This is a genomic window from Kitasatospora sp. NPDC051853, assembly GCF_044452665.1.
GTDB lineage: Bacteria > Actinomycetota > Actinomycetes > Streptomycetales > Streptomycetaceae > Kitasatospora.
The window spans coordinates 1-17,685 of record NZ_JBITBY010000010.1 but is presented as its reverse complement, the minus strand read 5'-3'; the positions used below and the strand labels follow the sequence as shown (position 1 = coordinate 17,685).

Below are 17,685 nucleotides of genomic sequence, written 5' to 3'. Positions count from 1 at the left end.
CACCCTTCCGCCGCCCCTTTCCCCCCGCCCCGCTCCCTCCTCGGCGGCACACCGAGGACGAGCCCGCCACCTGGAGCCGTTAGTGTGGTGCGCCACCTCCCTTGGCCGCACCGAGAAGCTTGGGGCTCACGCACTCGATGACCGTCTACAGCCACCAGAGCGGCTTCTCCGCTGCCCGGCCACCCGCATACCCGCGCCACCTGGTCACCGCCGTGATCGTCTCCCACGACGGTGCCCGGTGGCTCCCGCAGGCCCTGGCCGGCCTGCTCGGCCAGGACCGCCCGGTCCAGCGCATCCTCGCCGTCGACACCGGCTCCACCGACACCTCTCCCCAGCTGCTCCGGGACACCCTGGGCGACTGGCTGCCGGAGAGCGGTCCGCTGGTCCTCGGCCGTCGCTCCGGCTTCGGCAACGCCGTCGGCCAGGCCGTCTTCAACTCCCCGCCGCTGCGCCCCGAGGACCTCCCGTACAGCCTCGACCCCTCCGGGTACGACCCGGTGACCGGCGGCTGGGACGACTTCGGCGACCCGCTCGGGGCCGAGGACGAGCTCGGCCGCGGCGGCCCCCGGGAGACCGAACCGGTCGAGTGGCTCTGGCTGCTGCACGACGACTGCGAGCCGCAGACCGACGCGCTGCGCCGGCTGCTCCAGGTCGCCGACTCCACTCCGACCGCCGCCGTGGTCGGCCCCAAGCTGCGCAGCTGGTACGACCGCCGGCAGCTGCTCGAAGTGGGCGTCACCATCGCCCGCTCCGGCCGCCGGTGGACCGGCCTGGACCGCCGCGAGCAGGACCAGGGCCAGCACGACCAGGTCCGGCCGGTGCTCGCCGTCTCCACCGCGGGCATGCTGGTCCGCCGGGACGTCTTCGAGGAGCTCGGCGGCTTCGACAAGGCCCTCCCGCTGATGCGGGACGACACCGACTTCTGCTGGCGGGTCAACGCGGCCGGCCACCGGGTGGTGGTCGCCCCCGACGCGGTGCTGCGGCACGCCGAGGCGGCCAGCCGCGAGCGCCGCCAGATCGACTGCGCCTCCGCCCACCCGCACCGGGTCGACAAGGCCGGCGCGGTCTACACCCTGCTGGCCAACTCCAAGGGCCTGCTGCTCCCGTACGTGCTGCTCCGGCTGGTGCTCGGCACCCTGCTCCGGATGCTGGTCAACGTGGTCGGCAAGGACCCCCGCCAGGCCTACGACGAGCTGGCCGGCCTCGGCCACGAACTGGTCCGGCTGCCCCGCCTGCTGCTCGCCCGCAAGCGGCGGGCCAGGACCAGGTCCGGCGACCCGCTGGACGACCGCACGCTCTTCCCGGCCCCCGGCGCCACCACCCGCCTGGCGATCGAGGGCGCCATCGGCTCCCTCGGCATCGGCGGCGGCGAGGACCCGGGCGCCGGCCGGCACGGCTCGGCCGAGTCCGGCCCGGGCGACGAGGACGCCGACGACCTGGTGGTCGAGCAGTTCGCCCTGGTCAAGAAGCTGGCCCGGCGCCCCGCCCCGCTGCTCTTCACCGCCCTGCTGGTGGTCTCCGCGATCGCCTGCCGCAACCTCTTCGGCAGCGGCTCCCTGCTGGGCGGCGCGCTGCTGCCCGCCGCTGACGGGGCGTCCGGCCTCTGGTCGATGTACGCGGACGCCTGGCACCCGGTCGGCGGCGGCTCCACCGCCACCGCCCCGCCCTACCTGGGCGTGCTCGCGGTGCTCTCCTGGCTGCTGCTCGGCAACGCCGACCTGATGGTCGCCCTGCTGCTGGTGCTGGCCATCCCGCTCTCCGCGGTCAGCGCCTACCTGGTCTCCCGCCCGCTGATCGAGTCCAAGCTGGTCCGCGCCTGGGCCAGCGCCGGGTACGCCCTGCTGCCCGCCGCCACCGGCGCGCTGGCCCAGGGCCGGATCGGCACCGCGGTGCTCGCCGTGCTGCTGCCGCCGCTGGCCCGCGCCGCCGCGATCAGCGCCGGCCTCGGCATCCGCGCCGAGACCGCCGCCAAGGGCGCCCGCCCCGGCTGGCGCTCCACCTGGATGACGGTGCTGATGCTCACCGTCTGCACCGCCTTCGTCCCGCTCACCTGGGCCATCGCCGTCCCGCTCTGCCTGGCCGCCCTGGTCCACGCGGTGCTCCGCGGCGGCGCGTACGGCTCCGGCGGCGAGGCCGTCCGGCTGCTCGGCCTGCGCGTCCTGGTGATCCTCGGCACTCCCGTGCTGGTGCTCGCCCCATGGTCGCTGGAGGTGCTCGCGCACCCGTCCCGGCTGCTGCTGGAGGCCGGCCTGCCCGGTCTGGAGGGCCCGGCGGCCAGCCCGCTCGGCCTGGCCCTGGTCAACCCCGGCGGCGCCGGGGTGCCGCCGGTCTGGCTCTCGGCCGGCGTGGTGCTCGCCGCGCTCGCCGCGCTGCTGCGCGCCGACCGCCGCCGCGCCGTGCTGGCCGCCTGGGGCGCCGCCCTGGCCGGTCTGATCTTCACCGTGGTGGTGGCCGGCACCAGCGTCACCCCGGCCTCCGGCGGCCTCCCGGTCGCCGCCTGGGCCGGCCCGGCCACCCTGCTGGCCGGCGTGGCCCTGCTGGCCGCCGCCGCGATCGGCGCCGACGGCGCCAACGCCCGTGTCTCCGGCATCGCCTTCGGCTGGCGCCAGCCGGTCGCCGCCCTGGTGCTGGCCGCCGCCGTGCTGGCCCCGTTCGGCACCGCCGTCTGGTGGGCCGTCACCGGCGCCGACGGCCCGCTGCGCCGGGGCGACGCCGCCCAGGTGCCCGCCTTCATCGCGGAGGAGGCCGGCACCACCGACCGCTCCCGCACCCTGGTGGTCACCGGCGACGGCGACACCGTCCGCTACGCCCTGGTCCGCGGCTCCGGTCTGACGCTCGGTCAGGCCGAGGGCACCGTCGCCGTCGGCGACGACCCGAAGGGCGCGCTGGACGGCCTGGTCGGAAAGCTGCTCGGCGGCTCCGGCGGCGAGCAGGCCAAGGCCCTGGCGGCCCGCGGCATCGGCTACGTCGAGCTCAAGGACCCGCTCACCGCCAAGGCCCGCGACGTGCTGGACACCACCCCCGGCCTGACCAAGCTCAGCGAGGAGGACGGCATCGGCCTCTGGCAGGTCACCGGCGCCACGGCCACCCGTGCCGTGGTGGTGGACGCCAAGGGCGCGGCCAAGCCGTTCCCGGCCGGGGTCCGCGAGATCCACGGCAAGCTCCCGGCGGGGGAGGCCGGCCGCACCCTGCGGCTGGCCGAGGACGCCGCCCCGGAGTGGAAGGCCACCCTGGACGGCACCGAGCTGGAGCCGGTCACCCTGGACGGCTGGGCGCAGGGCTTCAAGCTCCCGGCCGGCGGCGGCACCCTGGACGTCTCCCGCGGCGGCAGCCTGCTGCACACCGGGTGGATCTGGGCCCAGGTGCTGCTCGGCGTCACCGTCCTGGTGCTCGCCCTGCCCGGCCGCCGCAACCACAACGACGACGACCTGCCCGAGGAGGTGGTGGCCGCCGCCGCGCTGGCCGCCGCCGCCCAGGCGCAGGCCCCCGTCCCCGGCAGCCGCCGGGCCCGCCGGATGGCCGAGCGCGGCGAGGGCGAGGAGCAGTCCGGCGCCGAGGAGACCGGCGTCTACGCCGCCGTCCCGGCGCAGGCCGCCGCCGAGCCCGGGCCCGCCGCCCCGGCGGAGCAGTACCAGGACCCGTACCAGCAGGCCGACCCGTACGGCTGGGACCAGTACGCCGTCCAGCAGCCCGCCGCCGTGCCCTACGGCTACGAGCAGCAGCAGTCCTACGGCTACGACCCCTACCAGCAGGGCTACGAGCAGCAGCCGCAGCCCGAGTTCCCGGGCTACGACCAGCCGGAGCAGCAGCCCTGGGTGCCGGGGCAGCCGCAGCAGGAGCCCTACTACGACCCCAACGACCCCTACGGCCAGCAGTACCGGCCCGGATCGGGGAGCTGACCCGCCGTCATGAAGAAGCCCACTCTCAAGGCCCCCACCCTCAAGGCCCCCAAGTTCGGCAGGTCCGCCCCCGGGGCGGACGAGCCGGCCGCCCCCGGCGCTCCGCGGCCCTCCGGCCCGACGGCGTCGGGCGCCAGCCGCACCGGCGTCTCGCTGCTGGCCGGCGCGGTGGCGATCGGCGTGGTCTTCGGCGTCGCCGAGCTGCGTCCGCCCGCCGACCCGGAGGCCTCCGCCCCGGCCGCCGCCACCAGCGCCAAGGTCGAGCGGACGGCGCTGGTCTGCCCGCAGCCGCTCCACGGCCTGACCGGTTCGACCGCGCTCACGCTGTTCTCCCCGCAGGACGGCGGGACGGGCGGCTACGGCGCGCTCTCCGACGTGCTCCCGCGCACCTCGGCCGACGTCCCGTCAGCCGCCCCCGCGGCGGCCCCGTCCGCCGCGGCCTCCGGCGCCCCGGCACCGGGTGCCTCCCCGGCCCCGGCCCCGGCCGACGCGGCCCCCGCCGACGCCCGGGTGGTGCTGGCCAAGCCCGGCGTCCCGGTCACCGGCCCGGCCGCCAACGCCGACACCGCCCCCGGCACCACGGCGGTGGCCACCGGCGGGTACGCCCCCGGCTTCACGATCTCCCAGACCACCACCGTCACCGACGAGCAGGGCCGGGGTCTGTCCGGCTTCAACTGCACGCCGACCGGCACCAGCTTCTGGTTCTCCGGCGCCAGCACGGCGGGGGACCGGGTGGACTACGTCAGCCTGGTCAACCCGGACCCGCTGGTCCCGGCGGTGGTCGACCTCAAGCTCTTCGGCGAGAAGGGCCCGATCGACAACCCGGCGGCCGAGGGCATCGCGCTCGGCCCCGGCGCCTCGCAGGCGATCCGGCTGCCCTCCCTGACGAAGGACCAGAAGGACCTGGCCGTCCACGTGGTGGCCCGCAGCGGCCGGATCGGCGCCGGCGTGCACGCCGCCGACGGCACCAAGGGCTCGGACTGGATCCCGCCCTCCGCCGCCCCGGCCGCGACCCAGGTGCTGCCCGGCCTGGCGGCCGACACCTCGGCCGCCCGGCTGGTGGTCGCCGCCCCGGGCGAGGAGGACGCGGACCTGAAGATCCAGGTCTCCGGCCGCAACGGCTGGTTCACCCCGGCCGGCTTCGAGACCATCCACGTCAAGGCCGGCATGGTCAGCGCGGTCGACCTCGGCCAGGTCACCCGGGGCGAGCCCGGCGCGCTGCGGCTCAGCCCGAGCGACGAGACCCACCCGACCCCGGTGGTCGCCACCCTGCGGCTGGACCGCGCGCAGAACAACAAGGCGGACGCGGCCTGGATCACCGGCGCGGTGCCGGTCGGCCCGCGCGCCTCGATCGCCGACAACCGGGGCGGCAACGCCACCACGCTCTACCTGACCTCCACCGGCGAGCAGGAGGCCAAGGTGAAGGTCACCGCCTCGGCGGGCAGCGGCGGCGGGACCCCCGCCACCAAGGAGGTCTCGATCCCGCCCGGCGCCACGGTGGCTCTCCCGGCCCCCGAGCCGGCCGGGCTCAACGGGGCCTTCGCCCTGACCGTGGAGACCGTCTCCGGCGGCCCGGTGACGGCCGCGCGGATGCTCACGGTGGCGGTCAAGGACGTCCCGGGCTTCACCGTCCAGGCCTTCCGCGACGACCACAGCACCGTCAGGATCCCGCAGTCCCAGCCGAATCCGGCGGTCCTGCTGCACTGACGGACCGACAGGTGGCGCACCCACGGGCGCGCACGACGACGCCCCCGGCCGGACCACCGGCCGGGGGCGTCCCCGTCACTCCTCGTCGTACCGCGGGTCGATCGCGTCCGGCGACAGGCCGAGCAGGTCGGCGACCTGTTCGATCAGGATCTCGTGCACCAGCGCGGCCCGGTCGTCCCGGCTCTTGGCCCGGATCTCCACCGGCCGCCGGTAGATGACGATCCGGCTCTTGCGGCCCTGCCCGGCCGGCACCAGCCGCCCGAGCGGCACGCCGCCGTCCTCGTCGTCCTCCTCGCCGGGCGTCGGCACCTCCTGCACGGCGAACTCGACGTCCACCAGCTGGGGCCAGCGCCGTTCCAGCCGTTCCACCGACTCGCGGACGTAGTCGTCGAACAACTCGGAGCGGGTGAGCGAGATGGGCACCTGGGGCGGTGCCAGGGGTCCGCGCAGGCCACGGCCGTGCCGGTCGCGGTGGCGCCGGACGCGGGGCGGGTCCGCCGGTGATCGGGGTGCGGAGCTGTCCATATCAGTGTCGAGCGTAGTCCTTGGAGCCCCGGAAGTGGACCACCCCGACGGCGCCCATGTCGGCGACACGTGACACTCGGTGGGGGGCGGGTCTTCGCGGCCTGGTCAGGAGTGCGGTACCGTCCACCCTCGTGAGCTCTGTACGTCGTTGTTCGCGGACCGCGTGCGGCCGTCCGGCCGTCGCGACGCTGACGTACGTCTACGCGGACTCCACCGCCGTGCTGGGACCGCTCGCCACCTACGCCGAGCCGCACTGCTACGACCTGTGCGCCGAGCACGCCGAGCGCCTCACCGCCCCGCGCGGCTGGGAGGTCGTCAGGCTGGCCGCCGACACCGGCCCGCTCCGCCGCTCCAGCGACGACCTCGAAGCGCTCGCCAACGCCGTCCGCGAGGCCGCCCGCCCCCAGACGCCCCGTCAGCCCGGGCCCCGGGGCCCGGAGTCCACCGAGGCCGGCCGCCGCGGCCACCTGAGGGTGCTCCGCTCCCCGGAGAGCTGACGCCGCACGTCGGCGGAGCTGACGTAGGACGCTGTGTTCACCAACCGTCCATCACCTCCCGGTACGCTGCCCTGGTCTGAGTACCCGACAACTGGAGCGGTTGTGCGTGACCTGAAGCAGCTGGTGAAGGCGTACGACGTCCGGGGTGTGGTGCCGGACCAGTGGGACGAGGTGCTGTCGCGGGCGTTGGGTGCGGCGTTCGTGCGGGTGGTGGGTGCCTCGGCGATCGTGGTGGGCCATGACATGCGTCCGTCGTCGCCGTCGCTGTCGCGGGCGTTCGCCGAGGGTGCGGCGGCCTCGGGCGCGGACGTGGTGGAGATCGGGCTGTGCTCCACCGACCAGCTGTACTACGCCTCGGGGTCGATGGACCTGCCGGGTGCGATGTTCACCGCCTCGCACAACCCCGCGCAGTACAACGGGATCAAGCTGTGCCGTGCGGGTGCGGCGCCGGTGGGCCAGGACACCGGCCTGTCCGAGATCCGTGAGCTGGTGGAGTCCTGGACCGCCGCCGACGACACGATCACCGTGCCGGCGCTGGACGTGGAGACCGGCTCGATCTCGCAGCGCGAGACGCTGCGCGGCTACGCCGACCACCTGCTGGGCCTGGTGGACCTGTCGGCGATCCGGCCGCTGAAGGTCGTGGTGGACGCGGGCAACGGCATGGGCGGCCACACGGTGCCGACCGTGTTCGAGGGTCTGCCGCTGGAGGTGGTGGACCTGTACTTCGAGCTGGACGGTACCTTCCCCAACCACGAGGCGAACCCGCTGGACCCGGCGAACCTGGTGGACCTGCAGGCCAAGGTGGTCGAGGTCGGCGCGGACATCGGCCTGGCCTTCGACGGCGACGCGGACCGCTGCTTCGTCATCGACGAGAGGGGCGAGCCGGTCTCCCCCTCCGCGATCACCGCGCTGGTCGCCGCCCGCGAGATCGCCCGCGCCCGCGCGGCCGGCGAGGACAACCCCACGATCATCCACAACCTGATCACCTCGCTGACCGTCCCGGAGGTGGTGCGCGAGCTGGGCGCCACCCCGGTGCGCACCCGGGTGGGGCACTCCTTCATCAAGCAGGAGATGGCCAACACCGACGCCGTCTTCGGCGGCGAGCACTCCGCGCACTACTACTTCCGCGACTTCTGGCGCGCCGACACCGGCATGCTCGCCGCCCTGCACGTGCTGGCCGCCCTCGGCGGCCAGGACCGCCCGCTGTCCCAGCTGACCGCCGCCTACGACCGCTACGCCGCCTCCGGCGAGATCAACTCCACCGTCGCCGACCAGGACGAGCGCACCCAGGCCGTCCTGGCCCACTACAACGGCGACGACACCACCGTCGACACCCTCGACGGCGTCACCGTCACCGGCCCCACCTGGTGGTTCAACCTGCGCGCCTCCAACACCGAACCCCTGCTGCGCCTGAACGTCGAGGCCAAGGACCAGGCCACCATGGAGGAGATCCGCGACACCGTGCTGGGCATCGTCCGCGCCTGACACCACCAGCCCCAGCCCCGGCCGGTAAGGTTGCCACCGGCCGGGGCACCGCTGTACCGGCGCCGTACCCCACCGCACCCAGGAGCCTGACACCCCATGAGCAACCTGCCGTCCTTCCTGCTGGAGATCCTGGTCTGCCCGGAGTGCCACTCGGCGCTCGACGAGGAGACCCAGGGCGAGGCGCACGAGCTGCGCTGCACCGGTGAGACCTGCGGCCTGGCCTACCCGGTCCGCGACGGCATCCCGGTGCTCCTGGTGGACGAGGCCCGCCGCCCCTCCTGACGGCTGACGCCGCGTCAGGCCCGCCCGGCCCCACCCGGGCACCCCGCGCCCCGTACCCGGGGCGCACCCCGCACCTCCCCGACCGACCCCACCGTCCGTCCAGCGCGAGGCCGGAGGCCAGCCGCATGATCGACGACGTCCTGCTCGACGACCCGGCCGCCCTCCAGCGCGCCGACCGCGACCACGCGCTGCTCGCGCTGGCGGGTGCCGGAGCCAGGATCCGCACCGCCCTCCGGCTGGCCGACGAGGCCGGGGTCCAGGCGTTGCGCCCCGACGGCCGTCCGCGCTCCCTGCTGGTGGCCGGTTACGGCAGCGCGCTCGCCGTCGGCCCCGCGCTGGCCGCGCTGGCGGTCGAGTCGACCCAGGTGCTCCCGCTGCCGCCGGTCGACGCCGAGCCCGTCCCGCGCGACCGGACGGTGGCCGCCCCGCCGTTCACCGCCGGCCTGCGCTGGCAGCTGCCCGGCTGGGTCGGCCCGCTCGACCTGCTGGTGATCGCCTCCGCCGACGGCCGCGAGGAGGGCCTGGTCGGCCTGGCCGAGCAGGCGTACGCGCGCGGCTGCACGGTGGTGGTGATCGCCCCGCCGGAGAGCCCGTTGACCGAGGCCGCCCGCCAGGTCCGCGGCCTGCCGCTGTCGTACGTGCCGACCACCGTCGAGGACGACCACCAGGCCGAGGAGCCCGACCTGCCCGCCCTCGACCCGGGTGCGCTCTGGGCCATGCTGGTCCCGCTGCTGGCCCTCACCGAGAAGCTCGGCGTCACCCAGCTCCCGGCCGGCTCCCTCCAGGCCGTCGCCGACCGCCTGGACGAGGTGGCCGTCCGCTGCCGCCCGGACGCCGCGGCCTACGTCAACCCGGCCAAGGACCTGGCCGCCCAGCTCTCCGGCACCGTCCCGCTGCTGTGGACCGACGGCCCGGTGGCCGCCGCGGTGGCCGGCCGCTTCGCCGCCATGCTGGCCGACCGCGCCGGGCGCCCGGCGCTGCCCGGTGCGCTGCCGCAGGTGCTCACCGCCCACCGGGGCATGTTCGTCGGCCAGTTCGGCTCCGGCGCCGACCCGGACGACTTCTTCCGCGACCGGGTCGAGGAGCCGGACCCGCTGCTGCTCCAGGTGCTGCTGCTCCGTCAGACCCCGGGCCGCGCCGCCGATCCGGCCGAGGAGGAGGAGAACGGCTTCGCCGAGCCCAGCCACCCGGTCCGCCGCGCCCACCGCCTGGCCGAGGCGCACGGCGTCCGCTTCACCGAGTTCCGCTCGGTGGAGGCCGATCCGCTGCACGCCCTCGCCGAACTGACCGCGCTCACCGACTTCGCCGCCGTCTACCTCGGCCTCGCCGCCGGGCAGGACTGACGGCGGCACGCCCGCCTGCTGACCACACCTCAGCTCCTTTGCCGGATCGGGATACTGTGTGCGGTCGACAGAGCTGAGCGTCGGCCGGTGCACGGGTACCGGCCCAGTCCGGAGGGACCCCATCCCAGCATGAGCACCGAAGGCGGTACCAAGGCCCTGGTAGCGGCGCTGTCCGCGAACCTGGCGATCGCGGTGAGCAAGTTCACCGCCTTCGCCTTCACCGGCTCCTCCTCGATGCTCGCCGAGGGCGTGCACTCCGTCGCCGACTCCGGCAACCAGGTGCTCCTGCTGGTCGGCAGCAAGCGGGCGGCCCGCGAGGCGGACGAGGCCCACCCCTTCGGCTACGGGCGCGAGCGGTACATCTACGCCTTCGTGGTCTCCATCGTGCTGTTCTCGGTCGGTGGCCTGTTCGCCGTCTACGAGGGCGTGGAGAAGATCCGCCACCCGCACGAGCTGGACGGCTGGTACTGGGCGGTCGGCGTGCTGGTCTTCGCGATCATCGCGGAGAGCTGGTCCTTCTACACCGCGATCAGCGAGGGCAGGAAGTCCAAGGGCTCGCTCGGCTGGGTCGAGTACGTCCGCCGGGCCAAGGCCCCCGAGCTGCCGGTGGTCCTGCTGGAGGACTTCGGCGCGCTGATCGGCCTGATCCTCGCGCTGTTCGGCGTCGGGCTGGCCGTGATCACCGGTGACGGCGTCTGGGACGGCATCGGCACCCTCTCCATCGGCGTGCTGCTGATCGCCATCGCGGTGGTGCTCGCCCTGGAGACCCGCTCGCTGCTGATCGGCGAGTCCGCCGACAAGACCGAGGTCGCCAAGATCCGCGCCGCCCTGGTCGACCACGACTCGGTCACCCGCATCATCCACATGCGCACCCTGCACCTCGGCCCCGAGGAGCTGCTGGTCGCCGCCAAGATCGGCGTCAACGCCGAGGACAGCGCCGTCCAGGTCGCCCGGGCCATCGACCTGGCCGAGGCCCGGGTCCGCAAGGCCGTCCCGATCGCCCGGGTCATCTACCTGGAGCCGGACATCTACTCCGCCGAGAAGGAGGCCGCCGGCCCCGACCGCGAGGCCACCCCGGGCGGCCCGTCCCACTGACGCGCCGTCAGGGAACCGGTCGAGGAACGGCCGAATCCGCTCGTACGAATCCCGTGCGATCACGCCACCGGTGTAGATTCGTCAGCAGAGCCAAATCGTCGCTGCTGATGGCGGTCGATCGGCATCCCCGGCACGCCGGGCGGTCCGGTCGAGGGAGAGAGGTCCTCCGACGGATTGTGCCGCAGCAGCGGAGCCCCGCATCCCGTCGGGCGCCCCGCCGCTCAGCACACCCGTAAACGACCCGATCCCGCACCCTGCGAGGAGCAGCAGACATGTCCGACTTCAAGGTCGCCGACCTCTCCCTGGCCCCCTTCGGCCGCAAGGAGATCCAGCTCGCCGAGCACGAGATGCCCGGCCTGATGTCGATCCGCAAGGAGTACGCCGCGTCGCAGCCGCTGGCCGGCGCCCGCATCACCGGCTCGCTGCACATGACCGTGCAGACCGCCGTGCTGATCGAGACCCTCACCGCCCTCGGCGCCGAGGTCCGCTGGTGCTCCTGCAACATCTTCTCCACCCAGGACCACGCGGCCGCCGCCATCGCGGTCGGCCCGAACGGCACCCCCGAGGACCCGCAGGGCGTCCCGGTCTTCGCCTGGAAGGGCGAGACCCTGGAGGAGTACTGGTGGTGCACCGAGCAGGCGCTCACCTGGCCGGACGGCCAGACCCCGAACATGATCCTGGACGACGGCGGTGACGCCACCCTCCTGATCCACAAGGGCGTCGAGTTCGAGAAGGCCGGCGAGGCCCCGGACCCGTCCACCGCGGACAACGAGGAGTACCGCCTGATCCTCGAGGTGCTCAACCGCACCCTCCGGGACACCCCCTCCAAGTGGACCGAGATGGCCGCCACCATCAAGGGCGTCACCGAGGAGACCACCACCGGCGTGCACCGCCTGTACGAGATGCACCGCGACGGCAAGCTGCTGTTCCCGGCCATCAACGTCAACGACGCCGTCACCAAGTCGAAGTTCGACAACAAGTACGGCTGCCGCCACTCCCTGATCGACGGCATCAACCGCGCCACCGACGTCCTGATCGGCGGCAAGGTCGCGGTCGTCGCGGGCTACGGCGACGTCGGCAAGGGCTGCGCCGAGTCCCTCCGCGGCCAGGGCGCCCGCGTCATCGTCACCGAGATCGACCCGATCTGCGCCCTGCAGGCCGCCATGGACGGCTACCAGGTCACCACCCTGGAGGACGTGGTCGGCATCGCCGACATCTTCATCACCACCACGGGCAACAAGGACATCATCCTTGCCAAGCACATGGAGCAGATGAAGCACCAGGCGATCGTCGGCAACATCGGCCACTTCGACAACGAGATCGACATCGCGGGCCTGGCCAAGCTGCCCGGCATCGTGAAGACCGAGATCAAGCCGCAGGTCCACGAGTGGAAGTTCGCGGACGGCCACACCATCATCATGCTGTCCGAGGGCCGCCTGCTGAACCTCGGCAACGCGACCGGCCACCCGTCCTTCGTGATGTCGAACTCCTTCGCGAACCAGACCATCGCGCAGATCGAGCTCTTCACCAAGACCTCGCAGTACCCGGTCGGCGTCTACGTCCTCCCCAAGCACCTGGACGAGAAGGTCGCCCGCCTCCACCTCGACGCCCTCGGCGTCAAGCTCACCACCCTCACCTCCGAGCAGGCCGACTACATCGGCGTCCCGGTCGAGGGCCCGTACAAGCCGGAGCAGTACCGCTACTGACCCCGCGTCAGCGGCAGTGACTCCGTAGCACGGAACGTGCGGCCGGTGCCCCCGTGGCACCGGCCGCACGGCCGTTTCCGGCCACCGATCAGTCCAGCACCCCGGCGCTCCACCCGGCCGGGTCGGCACCGAGCACCCGCACCTGCGCCAGCCAGCCGTCGATCCCGCCCGCCGCGCGCAGCTCGGCATCCGGCGAGGTGGACACGCAGAGCTCCACCCCCCGCTCCGTCCGGCACTTGCGCGGTGCGGTCCGGTCCGGGAGGAACTCGACGCCCAGGCGGTCCGGCCCGTCGGGGCGCAGCTGCTCCGTCACGGTCCCGCGGGACCCGAGGTCGTGCCACACCAACAGCTCCCACCCGTCCTGCCCGACGGGCCGGTGGCCGGTGAACCGCACCGCCCGCAGCCCGCTCGCCGTCGGCCCGGTCAGCCGCAGCGGCAGCGGGACGTCCTTCCGGCCGACCTCCACCGCGGCGGCGATCCGCAGCGGCACCCGCTCCCGGTCCGCACCGGTCAGCCCCGAGCTGGTCAGGCTGAGCCAACGCCCGTCCGCCGCACGCCAGTTGAGGATCGTGTCGGCCCGCTCCGCGTCCGACCCGGAGGCCGCGTCCCAGTAGGCCTCGGCACCGTTGACGGCCGGGGCGTCCACTCGCTGCCGGGGCCCGCCGGACGCCGAGGGCGACGGCGTCACCCCGGCCGCCTGCACGGTCAGCCCGTACGAGTACCGGCCCGGCGAGCCGTGCTCGTCACTCACGGCCGTCACGCCGGTCCCCGGCGCCCGCCACTCGTAGGTGACCGTGTTCGCCGTCCCCGGCAGCCAGCCGAAGTCCGCCTCCACCGTCAGGGCCGCCAGCCCCCGCGCGGGCGTGACCGTCACCGCCTCGGGCACACTGCCGCCCCGCCCGGGCAGGGCCAGTGCCCCTGCCGCCAGCACCGTCACCAGCAGCGCGGCCCCCACCACCCGGCGCCGGCGCAGCTGCCGCACGGCCGCCCGCCGCGCCGCGTGCGGGTCCACCGCGCACGGCGGCGCCTCCCCGTTCGCCAGGGCGTTCAGGCCCAGCACCAACTCGGCCTCGGACAGCACGAGATCCCGCTCCATCACGCACCCCTCCCCGTCACGACCGACCGCTCCTCCGCCGTCCGCTCCTCCGGCACGGGCCCCTCCGGTGCCGGTCCCGGAGCCAGCGAGCGCCGCAGCAGCGCCAGCCCCCGGGAGCTCTGGCTCTTCACGTTCCCGACCGAGCACCCGAGGGCGTCCGCGGTCTGCTCCACGCTCAGGTCGCAGTAGTAGCGCAGCACCACCGCGGCCCGCTGCCGGGCCGGCAGCCCCGCCAACGCCCGCCGCAGGTCCAGCGAGCCCGCCAGGTCACCCTCGGCCTGCTCCGGCTCCAGCCCCGTCACCCCGCCCCGGAAGGTCCGCCGCCACCACCAGGTGCGCTGCTCCGCCAGGAAGGTGTTCACCAGCACCCGCCGGGCGTACCCGTCCGGGTTCTCCGCCCCGCTGGCCCGCCCCCAGTTCAGGTAGAGCTTGGTGATGCTCTCCTGCACCAGGTCGTCCGCCCGGTGCCAGTCCGCGCAGAGCAGGTAGGCCACCTTCCGTAACCACCCGCCCCTGGCCGCCACGTAGGCGGTGAACTCCACGTCCCGCGACTCCTCGGTCGCCACAGGTCCCCCTCCGTCCCCGCACCCGGGCGCGCATCGCCGCACCCGCCGCCCTCCTGATGCGGTGGGACCCCGGAAAGGTTGCAGCCCCCGTACACCCCCTAGGCTTCACCCATGCCGAACGGCCGTTACTCACTCACCGACCCGCACGACGGCACCCCGCTCGGCGAGGAACGCTTCAGCTGCGCCCCCGGCCCGGCCGGCTGGCGCTACGTCTGCAAGACCTACGCCCCCGACGGCGCCGTGCTCCGCACCGCCGACCTCACCCTCGACTCCCGCAACCGCCCGCTCCGCCTCGAACTCCGCTCCGGCGGCTGGCAGGTCCGCGGCGGCGCGCTCGACGGCGTCAGCTGGGTCCGCACCGCAGCCGACGGCTCCGGCACCGACACCACCGAGGGCCACGACCGGGCGCACACCTTCTCCGGTTCCTCCCCGGCCTTCCTGGTCGCCACCGCCCGCCTGCTCCGCCTGGAGCCCGGCGCCTCGTCGCGCCTGCGCCTGGTCTCCTTCACCGACCCGGTGCTGGCCCCCCGCACCTTCGACCAGGGCTGGCTCCTCGAAGCCGTCGACACCCACCCCACCGACACCGGCCCCCTCCGGGTCGAGCGCTACCAGGTGGCCGACCTGGAGACCGGCGAACAGCAGATCGTCCACCTGGCCGGCGACGTCGTCCTGGACGCCCCCGGCATCGAACTCGAGGAACTGGAGTCCCCGCCCAACCAGTGGCCCGCCGAGTACAACCCCTAAGCCGGCGGCGCGAACCCGCCGTCGACCGGCGGAGCCGGCTGGGACTGCGGTGCGACCGGCGCCGGGGCCGCCGGGGCGGCCGGGGGAGGAGCGACGGGAGCCTCGTACCGCCGCGCCCGCTCCAAGGGCTGCCGCACCTGCTCCCCGCCCGATACCGGCTGCCCGTACTGCGCCTGCTGCGCCTCCGCCGCGTACCGCTGGGCGGCCACCGACCGCTCCCAGTCCCGGCGCTGACGCTCCACCAGCACCGCCCCCAGGTACTGCGCCGGATGCACCCCCTGCGGCACCGCCTGCCCGGTGTACGCCACCAGGTCCCCGGCCAGCCGCTGCGCCATCCCGAAGCCCACCGCCGGGTCCAACTGACCGATCCGGCTCAGGTACTGACGGACCGCCAGCCAGAGCGGATCCGGTACCGCCGACAGGTCGAGCGAGACCAGCCCGCTGCCGATCCCCGCCAGCAGCTCCGGCGGCACCGGCGGCAGCGCGTCCCGCCCCCTGCCCGCACCCGGCACCCGCTCCCGGACCACCAGCGTCCCCGCGAACACGTCCCCGAGCCGCCGCCCCTCCGGCGAGACCATCGAGCAGATCAGCGCGGGCACCCCCATCAGCATCGGCAGCTCGACGAACCCGACCAGCCCGCGCACCAGCGAGTGCCGGAACCGCACCGGCCCGCCGTCCGTCCGCACCACCCGCAGCCCGAGCGCCAGCTTCCCCAGCGACCGCCCCCCGGACAGCGTCTCCACCAGCACCGGCAGGATCACCAGGCAGAACACCATGAGCCCGAGCCCGATCGCGGCACCGGCCGCGTCGTCCACCTCGCTGACCAGCAGGGCCGAGGCGAAGAGCAGCGCGATCATCAGCAGGAACTGGGCGAGCAGGTCCAGCCCGATCGCCAGCATCCGGCTCGGCAGCTTGGCGGACCGCAGCCCGAGCACCACCGCCTCGCCCGTGACCAGTTCGCTCACTGCCGTCCCCCGCCCGCTCCGACTTCCACACCGCCAACAGTCCGCCAACATACGGGCCGCCAGAACCCGCAGGAAGGGCGGCCCACCCCTCTGGCATGCTGAGCCCCGACCCGCCTCACCACCCGCCGCCCAGCAGGAGAGCCTCCCCATGGACCTGGACGTCTTCGTCGCCGCCCACCAGGCGGAGTGGCACCGGCTGGAGGCCCTGAGCAAGCGCCGCCGCCTCACCGGCGAAGAGGCCGACGAACTCGTCACCCTCTACCAGCGCGCCACCAGCCACCTGGCCCAGGTCCAGTCCACGGCCCCCGACCCCACCCTGGTCGGCCGCCTCACCACCCTGGTCGCCCGGGCCCGCAGCGCGGTCACCGGCCGCCGCTCCTCCTCCTGGCGCGACGCCGGCCGCTACTTCGCGGTCAGCTTCCCGGCCGCCCTCTACCGCTCCCGCCGCTGGTGGATACCGATCGCGGTCCTCTCGATCCTGCTCTCCGCCCTGATCGCCTGGTGGGTCTCCACCCACCCCGAGGTCCGCGACTCGATCATCCCCCCCGAGGGCCTGCACGAGATGACCAAGGAGGGCGGCCAGTACGAGACCTACTACTCCGACCACCCGGCCACCTCCTTCGCCGCCCGGGTGTGGACCAACAACGCCTGGATCGCCGCCCAGTGCCTGATCTTCGGCGTCCTGCTCGGCCTCCCGGTCCTCTACGTCCTGATCAGCAACGTGATGAACCTGGGCATCGCCCTCGGCCTGATGTCCTCGGCCGGCCGCCTCGATTTCTTCCTAGGCCTCCTCCTCCCGCACGGCCTCCTCGAACTCACCGCCGTCTTCGTCGCCGCCGGCCTGGGCCTGCGCCTCGGCTGGACCGTCATCGACCCCGGCCCCCGCCCCCGCCTCACCGCCCTCGCCGAGGAGGGCCGCGCCGTCATCGGCATGGCCATCGGCCTCACCGTCGTCCTGTTCATCAGCGGCCTGCTCGAAGCCTTCATCACCCCGTCCCCCCTCCCCACCTGGGCCCGCATCACCATCGGCGCAGTGGCCGAGGTCCTCTTCCTCCTCTACGCCCTCGTCCTCGGCCGCCGCGCAGCCGCCACCGGCGAGGCCGGCGACCTCGAAGCCGCCGACCGCGAGGACCGTCACCCGGTTGCCGCCTGACCGGCGCGGCGCCCGCCGGTGGTCAGGAGTACCGGTCCTGACCTGGTAGTCTCATGATCAGCGCACAAAAACCGTTGACTCGGTTGGAGTACGCGAGTAGGTTTGAACGGTTGAGAGCGACTGGACAACGGTCGCGGTCAGACGTTAATGTCTACAACAACGCCAGACCGACGCGGTGAGCACCGAAAGGTGCCCGTTCGGGTGGGCGAATCCCTCCCAGTGGGAATTCAGAACGAATGAAGCCGGTAAAACGGTCGAAAATGTTCTGATAGGCTGGGAAACACGAAAGAACGAAGCGCCCGGAGGGCCTGCCGGAAGGCAGTCCGAAGGAAGCCACCGTTCCTTGAGAACTCAACAGCGTGCCAAAAGTCAACGCCAGATATGTTGACATCCCCGGCCTCACCGTTTCGGTGAGGTTGGAGATTCCTTTATGAAGTAAACACTAGCGAGGACGCAGTGCGCAGGGCCGCCTTATTCCGGTGGTTGCTGTGCCGCTCAACGCGGGTGCTTGCACGATTACGTGCAGACATTCACGGAGAGTTTGATCCTGGCTCAGGACGAACGCTGGCGGCGTGCTTAACACATGCAAGTCGAACGGTGAAGCCCTTCGGGGTGGATCAGT

14 protein-coding genes and 1 rRNA gene are annotated in these 17,685 nt (G+C 73.8%); 11 read left to right on the top strand and 4 right to left on the bottom strand.

Going from position 1 to position 17,685, the window contains the following annotated elements; translation table 11 throughout:
• Positions 1-137: 137 nt before the first annotated feature.
• Positions 138-3,899: a glycosyltransferase gene (locus ACIA8O_RS27125; RefSeq protein ID WP_396296601.1), complete on the top strand. Its 3,762-nt coding sequence runs from the start codon at positions 138-140 to the stop codon at positions 3,897-3,899.
• 9 nt (positions 3,900-3,908) lie between these two features.
• A complete protein-coding gene (locus tag ACIA8O_RS27120) occupies positions 3,909-5,606 on the top strand; it encodes a DUF5719 family protein (RefSeq protein ID WP_396296600.1) in 1,698 nt (565 codons plus the stop codon).
• Between the two features lie 75 nt (positions 5,607-5,681).
• On the opposite strand, the gene ACIA8O_RS27115 is transcribed toward ACIA8O_RS27120, so the two are convergent.
• On the bottom strand, positions 5,682-6,131 hold the full coding sequence (locus ACIA8O_RS27115) for a metallopeptidase family protein (RefSeq protein ID WP_396296599.1): 450 nt from the start codon (positions 6,129-6,131) through the stop codon (positions 5,682-5,684).
• Positions 6,132-6,187: 56 nt separating this feature from the next.
• On the opposite strand from ACIA8O_RS27115, the gene ACIA8O_RS27110 reads away from it, so the two are divergent.
• From ACIA8O_RS27110 to ahcY, 6 genes are all read left to right on the top strand, one after another.
• The gene (locus tag ACIA8O_RS27110) at positions 6,188-6,628 is read left to right on the top strand and encodes a DUF3499 domain-containing protein (protein ID WP_396296598.1); all 441 of its coding nucleotides are present in this window, start codon (positions 6,188-6,190) and stop codon (positions 6,626-6,628) included.
• Between the two features lie 102 nt (positions 6,629-6,730).
• Positions 6,731-8,113: a phosphomannomutase/phosphoglucomutase gene (locus ACIA8O_RS27105; protein WP_396296597.1), complete on the top strand. Its 1,383-nt coding sequence runs from the start codon at positions 6,731-6,733 to the stop codon at positions 8,111-8,113.
• A 96-nt stretch (positions 8,114-8,209) separates the two neighbouring features.
• A complete protein-coding gene (locus ACIA8O_RS27100; RefSeq protein WP_396296596.1) occupies positions 8,210-8,395 on the top strand; it encodes a Trm112 family protein in 186 nt (61 codons plus the stop codon).
• 125 nt (positions 8,396-8,520) lie between these two features.
• Positions 8,521-9,738 (top strand): SIS domain-containing protein, encoded by a 1,218-nt coding sequence (locus ACIA8O_RS27095; RefSeq protein WP_396296595.1) that lies wholly within the window; start codon positions 8,521-8,523, stop codon positions 9,736-9,738.
• A 129-nt stretch (positions 9,739-9,867) separates the two neighbouring features.
• Positions 9,868-10,833, top strand: coding sequence for a cation diffusion facilitator family transporter (locus ACIA8O_RS27090; RefSeq protein WP_396296594.1), 966 nt, complete (start codon positions 9,868-9,870; stop codon positions 10,831-10,833).
• Positions 10,834-11,105: 272 nt separating this feature from the next.
• Positions 11,106-12,539: an adenosylhomocysteinase gene (gene ahcY, locus ACIA8O_RS27085; RefSeq protein ID WP_396296593.1), complete on the top strand. Its 1,434-nt coding sequence runs from the start codon at positions 11,106-11,108 to the stop codon at positions 12,537-12,539.
• Between the two features lie 88 nt (positions 12,540-12,627).
• On the opposite strand, the gene ACIA8O_RS27080 is transcribed toward ahcY, so the two are convergent.
• On the bottom strand, positions 12,628-13,635 hold the full coding sequence (locus tag ACIA8O_RS27080) for a hypothetical protein (protein WP_396296592.1): 1,008 nt from the start codon (positions 13,633-13,635) through the stop codon (positions 12,628-12,630).
• Entirely contained in the window at positions 13,635-14,201 is a 567-nt protein-coding gene (locus ACIA8O_RS27075) for a SigE family RNA polymerase sigma factor (protein WP_396296591.1), read from the bottom strand. The genes ACIA8O_RS27080 and ACIA8O_RS27075 overlap by 1 nt, the downstream gene beginning before the upstream one ends.
• A gap of 111 nt (positions 14,202-14,312) precedes the next feature.
• Between ACIA8O_RS27075 and ACIA8O_RS27070 the strand changes: the two genes are divergently transcribed.
• The gene (locus ACIA8O_RS27070) at positions 14,313-14,945 is read left to right on the top strand and encodes a hypothetical protein (protein ID WP_396296590.1); all 633 of its coding nucleotides are present in this window, start codon (positions 14,313-14,315) and stop codon (positions 14,943-14,945) included.
• Here ACIA8O_RS27070 and ACIA8O_RS27065 read toward each other — a convergent pair.
• Positions 14,942-15,910 (bottom strand): RDD family protein, encoded by a 969-nt coding sequence (locus tag ACIA8O_RS27065; RefSeq protein WP_396296589.1) that lies wholly within the window; start codon positions 15,908-15,910, stop codon positions 14,942-14,944. The genes ACIA8O_RS27070 and ACIA8O_RS27065 overlap by 4 nt on opposite strands.
• A 148-nt stretch (positions 15,911-16,058) precedes the next feature.
• Between ACIA8O_RS27065 and ACIA8O_RS27060 the strand changes: the two genes are divergently transcribed.
• On the top strand, positions 16,059-17,063 hold the full coding sequence (locus ACIA8O_RS27060; RefSeq protein WP_396296588.1) for a stage II sporulation protein M: 1,005 nt from the start codon (positions 16,059-16,061) through the stop codon (positions 17,061-17,063).
• A gap of 529 nt (positions 17,064-17,592) precedes the next feature.
• Positions 17,593-17,685, top strand: a 16S ribosomal RNA gene (locus tag ACIA8O_RS27055); the annotation flags it as partial.